The organism is Thermosynechococcus sp. QS41 (genome assembly GCF_031583515.1).
Taxonomy (GTDB): domain Bacteria; phylum Cyanobacteriota; class Cyanobacteriia; order Thermosynechococcales; family Thermosynechococcaceae; genus Thermosynechococcus.
In genome coordinates, this window is record NZ_CP134181.1 from 163542 (window position 1) to 179532 (window position 15991).

Consider the following 15991-nt stretch of genomic DNA (forward strand, 5'->3'; position numbering starts at 1 on the left):
ATCTAAATAATAGGGGTCGGAGTTTTGCGCTCCACGTTTAGGTTCTAGTTCCTGATGTTGAGAGGGGATGATTGTTGCCCTCAGCTTTTGTAGTATCTTTGAGAATTCTAGCCCTCAGGCTAAGATATTGATTAGCAATCGTCAATTAATCTAAGTTGTTCCCATGAGTGGTAACCGTGAGCACCATCTACTCAACATTGAGGACGAAACGGGTAAGCGCACGATCCCTTTGGATGCGGCAACCTACTCCATTGGCCGCGATGTCACCAATGCGATCGTGATTCATGGTCACGGTGTCTCACGGCAACACGCGCTGCTGCTGCGGATTCCTTCACCAAATGGCTATCGCTACCGCGTCGTGGATGGCAATGCTGATGGTAAGCCCAGTGCCAACGGTATCCTAGTGAATGGCCAGCGGGTGCAAAGCCATGAGCTAAAAGATGGAGATGAGATTAACTTTGGCGGTTCCGTTAAGGCGCACTATGCCACTGTGTCCATGGGCGAGGCGGAGTTTATTAAGTATTTGAAGAGCGTCAACTATCACAGCATTAAGGCCGTGCCCATGACCTCAACGATTACCCAAGCTGAGGAAGGTGCAGACGATAAAAAATCAGAAGAAGAAACGGAATTTAATGCCACGCCCCCATCGCTGCCAGCCAATGCTACCCCAGCGTCAGCACCCGCCCCTAAATCCTCTCCCCCTTGGTTACTGATTGTTGGCGGCATCGTTGTTGTTCTTTTGATCGCGGGAATTGGCGTTGTGATCATGAATCGACCACCTGCCCCCCAACCGGAAACTCCCACGCAAATGCAGTGATGGCCTATTCCCAAAACTTAGCTCCTGCCCTAAACTCAATCTGGCAGCCGCAACCAACGGCGGATGGCTCTTTTACGTTTTTTTCGCCAGAATTTCAGGAAACGTTCCATAGCCTTGGGGGAGCGCGTCAGGAAGCCTTTGAAAAGTTCGCGATCGCCACCGATCTGCCCCGCAAAGCCCAAGCGTCTCATCTGCGCCTTTTGGACATCTGCTATGGTTTGGGCTACAACACCGCCGCTGCGTTAGAGGTGATTTGGCAGCACAATCCCACCTGTCAAGTTACAGTTATTGGCTTAGAACTGGATCTGGGCGTTCCCCAAGCAGCCTTAGCAGTCATGCCCCCTTGGCCAGCATCGGTTCAAGGGATTCTTGAAGGACTCGCTCAGCAACAGCAGGTGACCACCCCCCACTGTGAGGCACGGCTTTTAATTGGTGATGCCCGCCAAACCATTCAAGACCTTGTTCGCCAAGGATTCCAAGCAGATGCGATTTTTCTTGATCCCTTTTCACCCCAGCGCTGTCCGCAACTCTGGACGGTAGAATTTTTACGTCTAGTGGCTCAGTGTTTGGCACCTGAGGGGCATTTGGCCACCTACTGTCGTGCTGCTGCCGTTCGTGCCGCTTTGCAGGCGGCGGGTTTACACCTTGGAACGCTACCACTTGTTGCCCCCCAGCAGAGTCATGAGTGGGCACAGGGAACCGTGGCTCGCTGGCAAGCCGATCAGCTTATTCCCCTGTCGCTGATGGAGCAGGAACATTTGCAAACCCGCGCGGGTATTCCCTACCGCGATCCGCACCTGCGGGATAGTGCGGAGATGATTCGATCGCGCCGCCAAGCGGAGCAACAAACCGCTAACCGTGAATCCACCAGTCGTTGGCGACACCGCTGGGGCATTACTTAGGGCGAGTATAGGCCACCTTGAGACTCCACAGCAGCAACCCCAAGGTCATCACAGAAATCAGCGCCCCCCACAGCCAATAGGGGAGCCAGAGGTACCGTTGGAGAAGCCCTGTATCGGAAAGCTGCCCCCCCGGCATGGCATAGGTAAAGAGGTAGTCCATCTGCTGAAATGTGCTAATACAGGCCTGCACCCCAAGGAATTGAATCGAAATCCCCTTGAGCCAGCGATTGCCGCGATAGGCCACCAGCAGAATGGCAATCCCCACCAATGTCATGAAGACAATGCCAAAGAGCGATCGCACCCACAGCAGCACTGAGGCGAGAATAATGATTCCTAGGGCTTTGAAGCAAATATCTGTGGCGCGATGAGAGCGGCTCGACAAAATAAAGACACTGCCAGCGATCGCGGGTCCTAGAGGTCCGCCAATGGCGACTAAGCCATGTCCCAAATTGCCCAGCAGCACCTCGCCCCCGTAGCGCGCAAATCCTGAACCACTGGGATAGATGACTAATTCGCGAAAGTAGCCCCCCAACAGAATCGCCGTGAGGCCATGCCCCATCTCGTGGAACCATGTGGCCAAGATTGTAAAGGGATACAGCAGATAGTTCCCCAAGGGAATCTGCCAAAGAAGAATCGTGACAAGGGCGGCGATCGCTAGCAGCAGTGCCGAACGGGGTTTCTCAGGGTCTGAAATATCCAGCGGCGTGGATTTAGGGTCTGGACGAAAGCCAAACATACGCCCCCCAGCATGGATTACCGCTTCGGTGCCAAAAACATGATCATATTGCGCCCCTCTTGCTTGGGTGCCTGCTGCACTTCGGCCACCGCTTGCAGGTCATTGGCCATGCGGTTGAGGAGTTCTTCTGCCAAATGGGAGTGTTGAATTTCCCGCCCTCGGAAGGTCACAGTGGCCTTCACCTTGTCTCCAGCCTTAAGGAAACGCTCGGCGCGGTTGATGCAAACGTTGTAATCGTGTTCTTCGATTTTGTAGCGCATCTTCACCTCTTTGACATCGGAGGTGTGCTGCTTTTTGCGGGCTTCCCGCGCCTTCTTTTCCTGCTCAAAGCGAAACTTGCCGTAGTCAATAATTTTGCAAACGGGTGGATCTGCCTTGTCACTGACGAGAACAAGGTCAAGTTCCTTTTCACGGGCGATCGCGATCGCCTCTTGGGACGACATAATCCCCAATTGGGAACCATCACTATCCACCACCCGCACCCGAGGAAAACGGATGCGCTCATTAATCATGGGTTGTTCTTGCTGTGTTTTCTTGGTAAGAGCCACTGGTACCTGTACTGTCGTTGATAAAGGTTAGCGCAAGGACTGTTCTAGCCTCTAAGGTGAGCTAGAAATGACCCCCTGCCCCTTGCTCTACATCTTAGCGGAGGATTGCCAATAGGGGCTATTCTCGATTTCGCCTAGATACACAGAAACTAATTATTAAAGCAGCACTCGCCATAGGCGCCTCTAGGATAGACTGAGGATATTTATTGCCCACTCTGGGTGACATTATTAAGGTCTGAGGTATGGTGCAACGGCAACTGTTCACGTCAGCTCTCCTAGGCAGTCTTTGCTTCTTTGCTACCGCCTGTGGCCAACCAAAGGCAACGGCTCCCCCACCAGCGGCACGGGTGAAACTTGCGGTGGTTCAAACGGAAACCCTTTCGCAAACTGCTGTTTACAATGCCTCTTTGCAATCCCGTGAGTCCATCACCCTCCAACCCCAAGTTTCGGGTCGAATTGCGCAAATCAATGTTCAAAATGGCCAGTTTGTTACTCAAGGTCAGCCCCTCATTCTCCTTGACCCCTCAGAACAGCAAGCCGTTGTGGCCAGCAACTTAGCTGCGATTCAATCCGCCCAAGCCAATGTAGAGAATGCCCGCTCGATCCTCCGCGCCCTTGAAGCCCAGCGCCGCTCCAATCTGGCCACCGTAGAGTTCAATCGGATTCAAGCGGAACGCTATACAGCACTCTTTGAAGAAGGGGCTGTTTCCAAAGAACAAGCGCAATCCTTCATCACCAGCTTTCGCACTGCCCAAGCAGCACTCCAACAAACCGAGGCGGATATTCGTGCCCAACAGGCTACCATTGCCCAGTTAGAAAAAGCCCTCTTGGCTGCCCAAGCCAATGCCCAGCAGCAGGCCGTTGTCCTGAATTGGTTTCAGGTGCGTGCTCCCTTTAGTGGTGTTGTCGGCAATATTCCCCCCAAAGTGGGCGATTTTGTAACGCCCCAAACCGACCTCCTCACCCTGACCTCAAATCAACCCCTAGAAGTCTATATCCAAGTGCCCATTGAGCAAATCCCCCGCATTCGGATGGGGACGCCGGTGGAATTAATAGACATGAATGGCAATGTCGTCGGTACGAGTTCCGTCTTTTTCATTGCCCCCAATACCACAAATAATACCCAAACCATTTTAGTGAAAGCGCTCTACGACAATACGCGGAATAATCTCCGTGCCGATCAACAAATTCAAGCCCGCATTCTTCTCGATCAGCAACCGGGGATTTTGGTGCCGACTACGGCGGTATCCAATCTTGCCGGCCAAAACTTTGTCTTTGTGGCCGAAAAAGACGCTGACGGCAAAATGATTGCCAAACAAAAGCCCATTCAAGTGGGGGCAATCCAAGGAAATAGATATCAAGTTTTTGAAGGCCTCAAACCGGGAGAGCAAATTGTTGTCTCGGGAATTCAGCGCTTGCGCGATGGTGTGCCCATTACTCCTGAGTCCTAAAAGAGCATGATTAGCGATTTTTTTATTAAGCGCCCGGTTTTTGCCACGGTTTGTTCTCTGCTGATTATTTTGGTGGGGACGATCGCGCTGCCAACGCTGCCCATTGAGTATTACCCTAACGTTACACCGCCAACAATTCAGGTGTCTGCCAACTATGCAGGTGCCAACGCTGAAACCGTTGAAACGAATGTCACCACGATCTTAGAAACGCAAATTAATGGCGTGGAGGGGATGGATTACATTGACTCCAGCAGTAACAGCTTTGGCAACAGCAATATCACGATCACCTTCACTGAGGGCTACGACGAAAACATTGCAGCGGTGGATGTGAATAACTTAGTGGCATCAGTCACCTCCCAACTGCCACCAGAGGTCATCAACACTGGGGTAAATGTCAGGAAATCCACAAATCAGATTGTTTTGGCCTTAGCCCTATACCCAAGGGAGGGATACAACTACGACGCCACATTCATTAGTAACTACGCGACCCTCTACGTGGTGCAACCCCTGCAACGTCTGAACGGGGTAGGGCAGGTTCAGGTCTTTGGTCAACGCACCTATGCCATGCGGATTTGGCTTGATCCCAATCGCTTAGCCAGTCGCGGTCTGACGGCTCAGGATGTGGTGCGTGCCCTCTCCGATCAAAATGTCCAGGTGGGAGCCGGGATTATTGGTGCCCCCCCAGCACCAGAGGGACAGGAGTTTCAAATTTCCATTCAAGCCCAAAGTCGCTTGGCCTCAGAGGAAGAGTTTGCCGACATTATTATTCAGCGCGGCGACGATGGTTCCGTGATTCGCATTCGCGATGTCGGTCGCACCGAGCTAGGGGCACAAAACTACAACACCAACTTTCAGTTTGATGGCCGTGACGCCGTTGGGATTGGTATCTATCAACTCAGTGGTGCCAATGCCCTCGACATTGCCCGCGCTGTCGAAGCGGAGATGGCTGTTTTAGCTGAGAAATTTCCCCCCGGTCTGAAATGGAGTGTGGGCTTTAGCACCACCGACGCAGTGCAGGAGTCGATCAAAGAGGTGGTCATTACGCTGATTGTGGCCATCATCCTTGTGATTGCCGTGATCTTTTTATTCCTGCAGGATTGGCGTGCCACGATTATTCCGTCGGTAACGATCCCTGTCTCCTTGGTGGGCACCTTTGCCTTTATGAAGGCTTTTGACTTCTCAATCAATAGCTTGACCATGTTTGGTCTGGTGCTGGCCACGGGGCTGGTGGTGGATGATGCCATTGTGGTCGTGGAAAATGTCACCCGTCTCATGGAAGACGAGGGCATGACCCCCCAAGAAGCTGCCAGTCGCTCGATGGAGGAAGTGACAGGGGCATTGATTGCCACCTCGTTGGTAATGATGGCGGTCTTTATCCCTGTGGCCTTTTTTCCGGGGGTCACTGGGCGGCTCTATCAGCAGTTTGCTTTGACGATTGTTTTTGCGATCGCCCTTTCTACGTTTAATGCTTTAACCCTCTCTCCCCCTTTGTGCGCCCTGCTCCTGCGGCGGGAACGCCCCCCGATGGCGAACTTTATTTTGTTTCGCTGGATTAACCGCTTTCTCGATACAATGCGACGGGGCTATGAACGCAACCTCAATGGGATTGTGCGATTAAAATACTGGGTGCTGGCGGGGTTCGTAGCGCTGCTCGGGTTTACCTACTGGCTATTTCAGATTGTTCCCGGTGGCTTTGTCCCCCAAGAGGATCAAGGTTATTTTGTTACCCTTGTGCAATCGCCTCAGGGGGTGTCCCTCGAATACACGAGCAATATTGTCTTCAAAGCAGCGGACGCGATCGCCCAAAATCCAGTGGTCGAACATACCTTTGCCATTGGCGGCTTTAGCTTCTTCGGCACAGGTTCAGACAAGGGAATTATCTTTACGAGTCTCAAGCCCTGGTCACAACGGCCAACCCTTGATCAGTTGCTGCCCCAGTTTCAGAAGGCCGTCGTGGGTGAACTCGGAGCAGTGGTGTTTTCATCCAATGTGCCGACCATTAACCTTGGTGGCAGCGGCCTTGGCGGCTTTGATATGCAGGTGATGGATCAGCAGGGTCTCGGCCTTGAAGCCCTTGCGAGTTCAGTGAACGAGCTAATCCTCAAAGCCAATGCAACCCCCGGCCTTGTGTCAGTGAATACCCCCTTTGCCATTAATGCCCCCCAGTTAAATGTAACGGTCGATCGCACCCGCGCCCTTGCCTTGGGGATTCCCCTCAAGGACATTTTTAATGCCATGCAGATTTACTTGGGGTCGTTATACGTTAACCAATTCACGATTTTTGCCCGCAGTTACCAAGTGATTGTGCAGGCGGATAAGCAGTTTCGCTCGAATCCCGATGACATCAACCGCATCTATGTACGCTCGGAGCAAAATGCCCTCATTCCCCTCAGTAATCTCGTCACGATTGAACAGGTCTCGGCACCGCCGATTATTTATCACCATAACTTGTTCCGTTCGGCGGAGGTGACTGGTCAAAATGTGCCACCCCTCAGTGATAGTCAAGCGATGATGACAATGGCATCCTTGGCTCAGGAGGTTCTCCCCAATGGCATCGGCTATAGCTGGACGGGGTTATCCCTAGAGTCCACCCGCTCCGCAGGCCAAGCACCGTTGATTTTTGGCCTTGGTCTCGTGTTTGTGTTCCTCGTGCTCTCGGCGCAGTACGAAAGCTATATTGACCCCTTGATCATTATCCTTTCGGTGCCTTTGGCGATCATGGGCGCTTTGTTGGCACAGTGGTTGCGGGGGCTGAGTAATGATGTATTTTGCCAAATTGGTTTGGTGATGCTGATTGGCCTCGCCAGTAAGAATGCGATTCTGATTGTGGAGTTTGCCAACCAAATTCGCGAAAGCAAGGGCACCTCCATTGTCAAGTCGGTGATCCATGCCGCCGAGGAACGGCTGCGCCCCATTTTGATGACGGCCATCTCCTTTATTCTGGGCATCTTCCCGCTGGTCATTGCTACGGGTGCTGGGGCAAAATCCCGTCACTCCTTGGGAACAAGTGTCACAGGTGGCATGCTTGCGGCCACATTTCTCAGTTTCTTTGTGGTGCCGATCATTTACATCCTCATTAAGGAACTAGTGGCGCGGCTGACCAAGGAGAAGCTTGAGGAAGCAACCCCAACGGAGTCTTAACTTACTTTACAATTCGCAAAACTCTTGTATCGTGGGGAATGATCCTTTGGCTCGCTCGTGATCATGCCCAAACAACTGGATTTGCTGACCTCTGGACAGGTGATCCCAACACCACTGCACAGTGAAATGCAACGCTCCTATCTGGAGTACGCCATGAGTGTGATTGTGGGGCGGGCACTACCAGATGTGCGGGATGGGCTAAAACCAGTGCATCGGCGGATTCTCTATGCCATGTATGAGTTGGGATTGACGCCCGATCGCCCCTTTCGCAAGTGTGCACGGGTGGTGGGGGATGTGCTGGGGAAATATCACCCCCATGGGGATCAAGCGGTCTATGAGGCACTGGTGCGCTTGGTGCAGCCCTTTAGCAGTCGCTATCCCCTCTTGGCAGGGCATGGCAATTTTGGCTCCATTGATGATGATCCTGCGGCGGCAATGCGCTACACGGAAACGCGCTTGGCAGCGATCGCCCACCGCACGCTACTGGAGAATATCAGCGACGCCATTGTGGATTTTGTCCCCAACTTTGACAGTTCCCAAGAGGAGCCATTGGTGCTGCCGGCGCAACTGCCGATTTTGCTGTTGAATGGCGCAACGGGAATTGCTGTGGGCATGGCCACAAACATTCCACCCCACAATCTGGGGGAAGTGGTGGATGCTCTGATTGCGCTTATTGACCGTCCCCATCTCTCCCTAGAGGAACTGCTCACCCACCTGCCGGGACCGGACTTTCCCACGGGGGGTGTGATTGTGGATGGGGCAGCATTGCTGCGCGCCTACGCCACGGGTCGAGGGACGATCACCCTGCGGGGGGTGGCCACCCTTGAGGATATTCAGCCCGGACGCGGCCGCCACCGTCGCCAAGCCATTGTGGTGACAGAGCTACCCTATCAGGTGAATAAGGCGGCATGGATTGAGAAGGTGGCGGATTTGGTGAATCAAGGTCGCCTTGAGGGCATTGCCGATCTGCGGGACGAAAGCGATCGCGAGGGGCTGCGGGTGGTCATTGAACTGAAGCGGGATGCCTCAGCGGCACAACTCTTGGAGCAACTCTACCGCCTGACGGCCCTACAAGTAACCTATGGCATCAACTTGATGGCACTGGTGGGCAATCAACCCCGCCAACTCTCCCTCAAGGAGATTCTCAGTGAGTTTCTGCAATTTCGCGAGCAGACCCTGCTACGGCAATATCGCCATGATCTCGAAACGGCTCAAGCCCGCCAGCATGTGGTGACGGGACTCTTAATCGGCCTCAATGCCGTGGATCAGGTGATTGAGATTTTGCGATCGGCAGCGGATGGCAGTACTGCTCAGCGGGAATTGATGACCCGCTTGGGTTTGAGCGATCGCCAAGCCAGTGCCCTGATTGCCATGCCCCTACGCCGCCTCACTCAACAGGAGCGCCAAGACCTAGAACGGGAACAGGCGGAGCTACAAGCGCGGATTGCCCAGTTGGCAACCCTGATTAGCCAGCGTCCTGAGCGCCTCAAGGCACTGAAGAAAGAATTGCGGCAGTTAAAGAAAGCCTTTGCCGATCCCCGCCGCACTCAAATCCTCACGGCAGCGCCGCCGCCCCCCACCGCCGTGGAGACCAATGATCGTGACGATACGCCCCTCTGGGTCGAAGTGAATCATCGCGGTTACGGGCGCTGTCTGTCCCAGCGCAGTCGGGGGAGTCTCCAGTGGCAAACGTGGCTACCGTGGTCAGAGCCATTGCCCTTGGCCTTCTCGGTACAGGCTAGCGATCGCCTGTGGGTGTTTACGGAAAGTGGCAAGGTGTATCCATTGCCCGTAGAGCGATTACCCGTTACCAGCCGCCGTGAGAGCGATCGCGGGCAACCGCTGCTGACCCTCTTGCCGGAGTCGGCGCAAGGGGAAACCCTCCTGACAGTCGTGCCCAGTCAACCCCCAGCAGAGAAGCTGATTTTGCTGACGCGCCAAGGCCGCACTAAGGTCATTCCAATCTCAGATCTGCAAGACCTGAGCGGGCGGGGTCTGCAACTGATGAAACTCAAGGCGGGGGATGCCCTCGGTTGGGTACTGCCTGCGGATACGGATCACTTAGTGTTGGCCACCTCGCGGGGGCGGGTCTTTCACTTTTTCATCCCCGACATTCCCGCTTTGGGGCGGCTGAATCCAGGTCAAGCGGCGGTGCACCTCAGTGGGCAAGAAACCTTGGTGGGGGCGATCGCCCTGTCGGAACTGGAGAATGTGATCCTCGTTACCACTTCAGGCCTTGGTAAACAAGTGCCGCTGCCCCTAATGGAAGTTGTGCCCCTTGGTCATTTAGGCCAGTTGGCGATGCCTCTGCGGCAAAAAGCGGATCGCTTGGCGGGCATTGGCCGCGGCGGTAGCCCCCTGGCACTGGTGACGAACCAAGAGCGAGCCTGGATCACCAACGGCGAAGAGATCCCCATCCTCAATAAAGAGGCGGTAGGGGTGGCGATCGCTCCCCTTGATCCGCAGGAACAGATTCAGGCGGTGGTGCCGTTGGCCTGATCAGTTCAAGCCACTGACCACAGACCCGCAGGTGGTACCCCCCCGGCAGCGTTGAGGTTTGGCTGCCATTACCTGCCGTGATCAGAGGACGCACCGCTTCAATCAGGCTGAAATCAATGCCCCGTTTCAGGTGCTGACGCAAAAATCGCTGGATCAAGCGGCGTTGCAGCGCAAGGGGCAATTCCCGTAGGCGCAGCCGCTCCAAGGCAGGGGGATGCTCGCGGATCACGGTGGGGGCAAGACGCTCCACCTCAGCCTCGAAATAGGCGCGATCGCTAGCCAGCAGTTCAGCGGTTTGGGCAAGCACCTCTTCCACATTCGGATTAAAGTGCGCTTGCAGATAGGGAATTAACTCCAAACGCAGCCGATTGCGGCGATAGTTGAGATGGTGGTTCGTTGCATCCTGCCAGACGGGTAACCCGTAGGTTTGGCAAAAGGCAGCCGTTTCCGCTCGCGTCATCCCTAGGAGTGGACGTACTAACTGAATCGCACCCAAAGCACGGCTAGGTAAGAGGGTGGCTAGGCCATCGGGGCTGGTGCCGCGCAGTAGATGTAGTAGGAGACTTTCGGCGCGATCGCTCTGGGTGTGGGCGGTCACCACATGGGTGCAATCCAACGCCTTGGCCACGGTCTCAAAGACTTGGTAACGCCATGAACGGGCTGCGGCCTCAGTTTTCGGCAGCGGCGGCGCACTCACCACCTCACAGGGTAGATGCCATTGCTGCGCTAGCGCTTGGACAAAATTTGCATTGGCAGCGCTATCTGCCCGCCAGCGGTGATCACAGTGGACAGCCGCCAAAAACCACCGCCAGTAGGGCTGTAGATCCAATAGCAGGCGCGTTAAACAAACGGAATCTTGCCCCCCCGATAGAGCAATCAGAATTCGTGCCCCCCCAGGGAGCCATTGTTGGGTTTTTAAGGTGGTATGCAGGCGGGCGTGGTAGATGCCCCACACGGGCAAAAAACCGCTAGAAAAACCAACCGTAGGAGTGTAGACCTTTCCCCAGCAGGTTCACCCCCAAGTAGCACACCCAGACCACCCCAAAGCCAACGGTGGCGAGAATCGCCGGCTTGCGCCCCTGCCAATCACGGGTCATGCGGGCATGGAGATAAGCAGCATACACCAGCCAGACAATCAGTGCCCAAGTTTCTTTGGGATCCCAACTCCAAGGCGCCCCCCAAGCCTCATTTGCCCAGACCGCACCAGAGATAATGCCGATGGTTAGCAGTGGGAAGCCAAGACCAATCATGCGGTAGCTCAAGTTATCGAGGGTCTCAGCCAAGGTGAGGCGTTGCAAACTCAATTGCAGGGTGGGTTGGGTCAGTACCGTGGTGCCACCGCCCCCAGTCGAGGGTTCTAAGGAAGGTTCTGGCGCGCGACTGCGGAAGCTGCCTGTGCCCACAGAGCTGCCCTTAAGGCTGACGGGTTTGCCCCATGTGACCACTAGGAAGGCGATCGCCAGCAGTGACCCCACCATCAAGGTGGCATAGCTGAGCATCATCACACTGACGTGCATCATTAACCAGTTGGACTTCAGGGCAGGCACCAGAGGCGCTGACTGCTGCATTTCCGGGGGGAGCGAGAGAGCCGCAAAAGCCGTAATTCCCATGGCAACGGGTGCAGTAACAACCCCCACAAGGCGCTGGCCACTGATGGACTCGGCGACAAAGTGCATGGCTGTCAAACCCCAGCACAGGAAAAAGAGGGATTCATAGAGATTGCTGATGGGAAAGTAGCCCCCCTCAATCCAACGCGCCGCCAGCAGGCCCGTAATACAGAGATTGGCGATCGCCATCCCCGTGCGACCCGCAGCCGTGAGAACAGGCCATTGGGGAAACGCTGCCCCACACCAGTAGAGCAACATCGTGATCAAAAGCACCGCAAAGGCCGTGTTATCGAGCCAACCTTCTAGGGTTAATAAATCCATAGCTTTTTATTTTGCCAGCCTGCTACTCTTTTGTATTGTACTGTCCGAACCGTGCTTTTCTGGGATAGTGGCGCATCTCCCATTCTTGTGAAAAGGGCTGTACCACAATTTCAGCCTGAATCCCTATAATCAGGGGTGAAGAATCATCATGTTCTATTGTGCTGCTGCTGGAGCGAGAACCCCATGAACGAGCTACGGGCTGCGCTGGAATTGGCGACGGAGGAGGAGTTGCAAGACCTAACAGAAATTCTGTTTCGTCGTCGGCTCAATCCCTTGGACTATCTCACAACGCCGGATCCCATTGCCGTCCAAGCTCAGGATCGCCAAGCATGGCTCGATGATATTGAGGAGCGGTTTCGCTTTTTGGCGGCAGATGGTCTGACAGTACTCAAGGGCAAAGCACAGCAAATCAGCTATCGGCAAACGTTGATGCGGGTCTGTCGCTATCTGAAAATTAAGTTTTCCCCCAGTTGGACAGTCCCCGAACTGGAAATGGAAATCTTCTTGAATGTGTTGCAGCGGATGTGGAAAAAGCTGGGGGATGAGGATCGCAAGGTCTTGGCTGCCCAAATCCAAGATAGCTTGCCCGAACTGCGCAACGGCCACCCGATTTCTATGGAAACTGTACGCCTGATCCTAGAGGGAGGCGCGGCGATCGCCATCAGTTCTGTTGTCCGCTCCATGGTGGTGCAGCAGGTGGCTCGTCAATTTGCCATTCACTTTGCTGGGTACAAGCTCTCCATCACTCCCTTGGTGTCTCGGGGCGCTGCCGTGGGAGCCGCTAAATTTGCCCTCGGTCGCAGCGTCTTAGCCTTTGCCAGTACAGCTTTGTGGGTGTGGTTTATTGCCGACTTGGGTTGGCGTGCCATTTCCACCAACTATGCGCGCATTATTCCCACCATTTTCGCGATCGCCCAAATTCGCCTCCTACGCGGTGAGCAGGCATCCCAGTGGGCAATGGCCTAGAGTGTGATCACCCGCTCTTTGTCCAGGGTGAGCAGTTGCCGCAGTTGATCGAGGTTGAGTTCGGTTAACCACTGTTCGCCACTGCCCACAATCATGTCCGCAAGCGCTTGTTTCTGCTCAATTTGCTCGTGGATCTTTTCTTCAAGGGTACCCGTGCAGACAAATTTGTGGATTTGGACAGTGCGGGCTTGGCCAATGCGGAAGGCGCGATCGCTGGCCTGATTTTCAACGGCAGGGTTCCACCAGCGATCGTAGTGAAAGACATGATTGGCACGGGTGAGATTTAAGCCCACGCCCCCCGCTTTTAGGGAAAGAATAAAGACCGTGGGTGCCTCAGGATCGTGCTGAAAGCGTTCCACCATGAGTTCTCGCTGGGCTTTGGGGGTGCGTCCCGACAGGAAAAAGATCTCCTGCTGTAGCGCCTTTTCGAGATAGGTTTTCAGGTGGGTGCCAAATTCGGCAAATTGGGTAAAGACAAGGGCGCGATCGCCCACTTCCTGAAGCTCTTGGAGCATTTCTATCAGGCGTTGCAACTTGCCTGAGCGATCGGGGGCATAGTCTTCCTGCTTGAGATACTGCGCCGGGTGGTTACAGATTTGCTTGAGTTTGGTGAGGGTGGCTAAGATATTCCCCCGCCGCTGGATACCTTCACTATTTTCAATGGCAGCAAGGGAGTCTTCCACCACCGCACTGTAAAGCTGCATCTGCTCTAGGGTGAGACCGCAATAGACCAGCATCTCCTGTTTTTCGGGCAGATCTTGGATAATGCTGCGGTCAGTTTTCAGGCGCCGTAGAATGAAGGGCTGAACATAGGTGCGCAGGGCGTTGAGGGAGGTAGTGTCACCATAGCGTTCAATGGGTCGCACATAGCGGTGCTGAAAGTAGGTGCGATTGCCCAAGTACCCCGGATGCAGAAAGTCCATAATCGACCAGAGTTCAAGGAGACGATTTTCTAGGGGGGTTCCCGTCAGGGCAATGCGAAACTGGGCGGAGAGTTCCCGTGCCGCTTGGGACTGCTGGGTGTTGGCATTTTTGATGTTTTGGGCTTCATCGAGGACCAGATGCTGCCATGACACCTGTTGCAAGGTGGCGCGATCGCGCTGCAGGAGGGCATAACTGGTGAGAATCAGATCGTGAGTTTCGACGTTTTTCAAAAACGCCTTGCCCTTGGGGCGATCGCTGCCGTGGTGGACATAGGCACGCAATGTCGGTGCAAATTTTTGGCACTCCCGTAGCCAGTTGCCCAGTACCGAGGTGGGACAGATCAACAGTGTCGGTCGGTAGGCACGTCCTGCTTCCTTAAGGTGGAGCAAAAAGGCCAACAGTTGAATCGTTTTCCCTAAGCCCATATCATCGGCCAAGCAAGCCCCCAACCGCCAGCGTTCCAAGAAACTCAACCACGCCACCCCTCGCGCTTGGTAGGGACGCAGTTCACCACAAAATTCCTGCGGTGTCGGCACTGGATCAAGGGTTTGTTTACCCGTGAGGCCATCGAGTAGTGCCTGAAGGGCATCATTGGCGTCTAAACCAAGAATGGGTAACTTGGCCACCGTTACCGTATCCCCGGTGGCAATGCGCAGCGTATCGGCAAGGGAGAGCTGGGTCTTTTGGGGAGACTGGAGAAACTCTTGAGCGGCCTTGATCTCTTGGGGACGCAGCAGCACCCACTCACCATTGAGATAAACAAGGGGACTCTCTTGGCGGCGCAGTTGATCAAAATCTGCTTCCGAGAGGGGATGCTGCCCCAACTGTAATTGCCACTGAAACTGCATCAAGCTCTCAATACTCAAGCCGCTGGTGGCGGTGGGCGGCAATGAAGCAATCATCCTCAGACCCAAGCGATGCTGGGCGCTATTGCGGCGCAAACTCGGCGGCACAATAATTGCAACCCCCTGCTGCTCAAGGAGCGGAATGGCACTTTGCAAGAAGGCATAAACTTCCGTGGTTTGCAGCGTCAGATCCACAGGGGAGGGTTCTTGGAGACTGCGATCGAGGGGACGATAAATGCGTGAGGCCAAACCCAGTCCCCGCAGCAGGGTTTCCTGGGGCTGCCAGAGCACTTGTCCGTGATAGAGGAGGGACTCTTGCGTACATTGCCAAATCTCGGCTGCCGCCAGCATCGTTTCCGTTTCGCCCTCCGTTTGTAGGCCAAAGGCCAAGCGCCAATCACCCTCGGCAGTATCTGGGGGCACCAGTTGCAGTGCCAAGCGCCATTGGGGGCGCAGATCCAACTGCTCGCGGTAGGGTTCTTGCCAACGTTGGAGCCGTTCCACAAAAGAAGGCGGCAGTTCCGTTGCTTGCCCTGTTTTGAGGAAAGTCAGCCAGTGACTATGCTCCTTAGCCAAGCCCACTTTGGGTAACTCTAGGGCGGCAAGGGCAGTGTGGAGATAGCCCTGCAAGGTGTGGTGCAGAAAATCTGCCAATAGATCGGTGGCATGGGGCGGAAACCGCAGCGCCGTGGCATCAGTTTGATAACAGCGACATAAATCCGGCATCCGTTGGCTAAATTGGCGAAAGCGATCGCGATCGCCCCCATGGGTGAGCAGAATCCGCCACCCTTCAGCCGTAGGCAAGTATTGGCCGCGCACAATTAAATCCAGTAACCAGCGACTAACGTGCAGCCAATAGCGCAGATCATCGCCAATAGCAGCGCTTTCGCGACCCTGAAGACCCAGTTGATGTAGTTGCTCTAAAACCCCTGAGGCAGGAATCGCCCAACCCGGCACCTGCCAGAGAAACAGCGGTTCGCCGTTGACTTCCGCTAGGGGAGGCGGTAATAGGTGATGCTCCTGAATCTGTGCGGGCAAAGCAGCATAGGCAACACTCGGACTGGCCTTGACCAGCGGAGGTGTCTTCAGTTGGGTGGCATAGGGATAAACAGGCACAGCAGTCGGAACCCAAGGCGTGATTGCCTGAGTGAGCGATCGCCATTCTTCTGCCCATACAAAAAAGCGCGGCGTCGGCGTTGCCAGCCACGTCCCACGGAAAACAGCCATGCCAATA

General features: G+C 54.7%; 11 protein-coding genes. 6 read left to right on the forward strand and 5 right to left on the reverse strand.

The features are described from left to right. The first annotated feature begins 163 nt into the window (after positions 1-163). Both RHJ80_RS00795 and RHJ80_RS00800 read left to right on the forward strand, forming a co-directional pair. Positions 164-817: an FHA domain-containing protein gene (locus RHJ80_RS00795; RefSeq protein ID WP_310801271.1), complete on the forward strand. Its 654-nt coding sequence runs from the start codon at positions 164-166 to the stop codon at positions 815-817. Continuing rightward, positions 817-1719, forward strand: coding sequence for an MnmC family methyltransferase (locus RHJ80_RS00800; protein ID WP_310801272.1), 903 nt, complete (start codon positions 817-819; stop codon positions 1717-1719). The genes RHJ80_RS00795 and RHJ80_RS00800 overlap by 1 nt, the downstream gene beginning before the upstream one ends. On the opposite strand, the gene RHJ80_RS00805 is transcribed toward RHJ80_RS00800, so the two are convergent. Together RHJ80_RS00805 and infC are read right to left on the reverse strand one after the other, a co-directional pair. Then, entirely contained in the window at positions 1712-2455 is a 744-nt protein-coding gene (locus RHJ80_RS00805) for a M50 family metallopeptidase (RefSeq protein WP_310801273.1), read from the reverse strand. The two genes, RHJ80_RS00800 and RHJ80_RS00805, sit on opposite strands and share 8 nt — an antisense overlap. A gap of 17 nt (positions 2456-2472) precedes the next feature. After that, on the reverse strand, positions 2473-2967 hold the full coding sequence (gene infC / locus RHJ80_RS00810; protein ID WP_220131114.1) for a translation initiation factor IF-3: 495 nt from the start codon (positions 2965-2967) through the stop codon (positions 2473-2475). A 278-nt stretch (positions 2968-3245) separates the two neighbouring features. Here infC and RHJ80_RS00815 point away from each other — a divergent pair, with 278 nt between their 5' ends. The 3 genes from RHJ80_RS00815 (at position 3246) to RHJ80_RS00825 (ending at position 10094) form a co-directional block, all read left to right on the forward strand. Continuing rightward, the gene (locus tag RHJ80_RS00815) at positions 3246-4454 is read left to right on the forward strand and encodes an efflux RND transporter periplasmic adaptor subunit (RefSeq protein ID WP_310801274.1); all 1209 of its coding nucleotides are present in this window, start codon (positions 3246-3248) and stop codon (positions 4452-4454) included. A 6-nt stretch (positions 4455-4460) separates the two neighbouring features. After that, positions 4461-7595: an efflux RND transporter permease subunit gene (locus RHJ80_RS00820; protein ID WP_310801275.1), complete on the forward strand. Its 3135-nt coding sequence runs from the start codon at positions 4461-4463 to the stop codon at positions 7593-7595. A gap of 63 nt (positions 7596-7658) precedes the next feature. Next, complete coding sequence (locus RHJ80_RS00825) at positions 7659-10094, forward strand: DNA topoisomerase (ATP-hydrolyzing) (protein WP_310743951.1); 2436 nt, start codon at positions 7659-7661, stop codon at positions 10092-10094. Here the strand turns inward: RHJ80_RS00825 and tilS are convergent. Both tilS and ccsB read right to left on the reverse strand, forming a co-directional pair. After that, positions 10015-11049: a tRNA lysidine(34) synthetase TilS gene (tilS, locus tag RHJ80_RS00830; RefSeq protein ID WP_310743952.1), complete on the reverse strand. Its 1035-nt coding sequence runs from the start codon at positions 11047-11049 to the stop codon at positions 10015-10017. The two genes, RHJ80_RS00825 and tilS, sit on opposite strands and share 80 nt — an antisense overlap. 13 nt (positions 11050-11062) lie before the next feature. Continuing rightward, positions 11063-12022: a c-type cytochrome biogenesis protein CcsB gene (gene ccsB / locus RHJ80_RS00835; RefSeq protein WP_310453114.1), complete on the reverse strand. Its 960-nt coding sequence runs from the start codon at positions 12020-12022 to the stop codon at positions 11063-11065. Between the two features lie 183 nt (positions 12023-12205). On the opposite strand from ccsB, the gene RHJ80_RS00840 reads away from it, so the two are divergent. After that, on the forward strand, positions 12206-12988 hold the full coding sequence (locus tag RHJ80_RS00840) for a YaaW family protein (RefSeq protein ID WP_190278036.1): 783 nt from the start codon (positions 12206-12208) through the stop codon (positions 12986-12988). Here the strand turns inward: RHJ80_RS00840 and RHJ80_RS00845 are convergent. Beyond that, positions 12985-15984, reverse strand: coding sequence for a DEAD/DEAH box helicase (locus RHJ80_RS00845; protein ID WP_310801276.1), 3000 nt, complete (start codon positions 15982-15984; stop codon positions 12985-12987). The two genes, RHJ80_RS00840 and RHJ80_RS00845, sit on opposite strands and share 4 nt — an antisense overlap. Positions 15985-15991: the final 7 nt, after the last annotated feature.

What these genes read in the sequence shown, in the direction of transcription:
- RHJ80_RS00845 (WP_310801276.1), bottom strand. Translation starts at nt 15,984, where the DNA reads ATGGCTGTTTTCCGTGGGACGTGGCTGGCAACGCCGACGCCGCGCTTT.
- RHJ80_RS00795 (WP_310801271.1), top strand. Translation starts at nt 164, where the DNA reads ATGAGTGGTAACCGTGAGCACCATCTACTCAACATTGAGGACGAAACG.
- RHJ80_RS00820 (WP_310801275.1), top strand. Translation starts at nt 4,461, where the DNA reads ATGATTAGCGATTTTTTTATTAAGCGCCCGGTTTTTGCCACGGTTTGT.
- ccsB (WP_310453114.1), bottom strand. Translation starts at nt 12,022, where the DNA reads ATGGATTTATTAACCCTAGAAGGTTGGCTCGATAACACGGCCTTTGCG.
- RHJ80_RS00800 (WP_310801272.1), top strand. Translation starts at nt 817, where the DNA reads ATGGCCTATTCCCAAAACTTAGCTCCTGCCCTAAACTCAATCTGGCAG.
- RHJ80_RS00815 (WP_310801274.1), top strand. Translation starts at nt 3,246, where the DNA reads ATGGTGCAACGGCAACTGTTCACGTCAGCTCTCCTAGGCAGTCTTTGC.
- RHJ80_RS00805 (WP_310801273.1), bottom strand. Translation starts at nt 2,455, where the DNA reads ATGTTTGGCTTTCGTCCAGACCCTAAATCCACGCCGCTGGATATTTCA.
- RHJ80_RS00840 (WP_190278036.1), top strand. Translation starts at nt 12,206, where the DNA reads ATGAACGAGCTACGGGCTGCGCTGGAATTGGCGACGGAGGAGGAGTTG.
- infC (WP_220131114.1), bottom strand. Translation starts at nt 2,967, where the DNA reads ATGATTAATGAGCGCATCCGTTTTCCTCGGGTGCGGGTGGTGGATAGT.
- RHJ80_RS00825 (WP_310743951.1), top strand. Translation starts at nt 7,659, where the DNA reads ATGCCCAAACAACTGGATTTGCTGACCTCTGGACAGGTGATCCCAACA.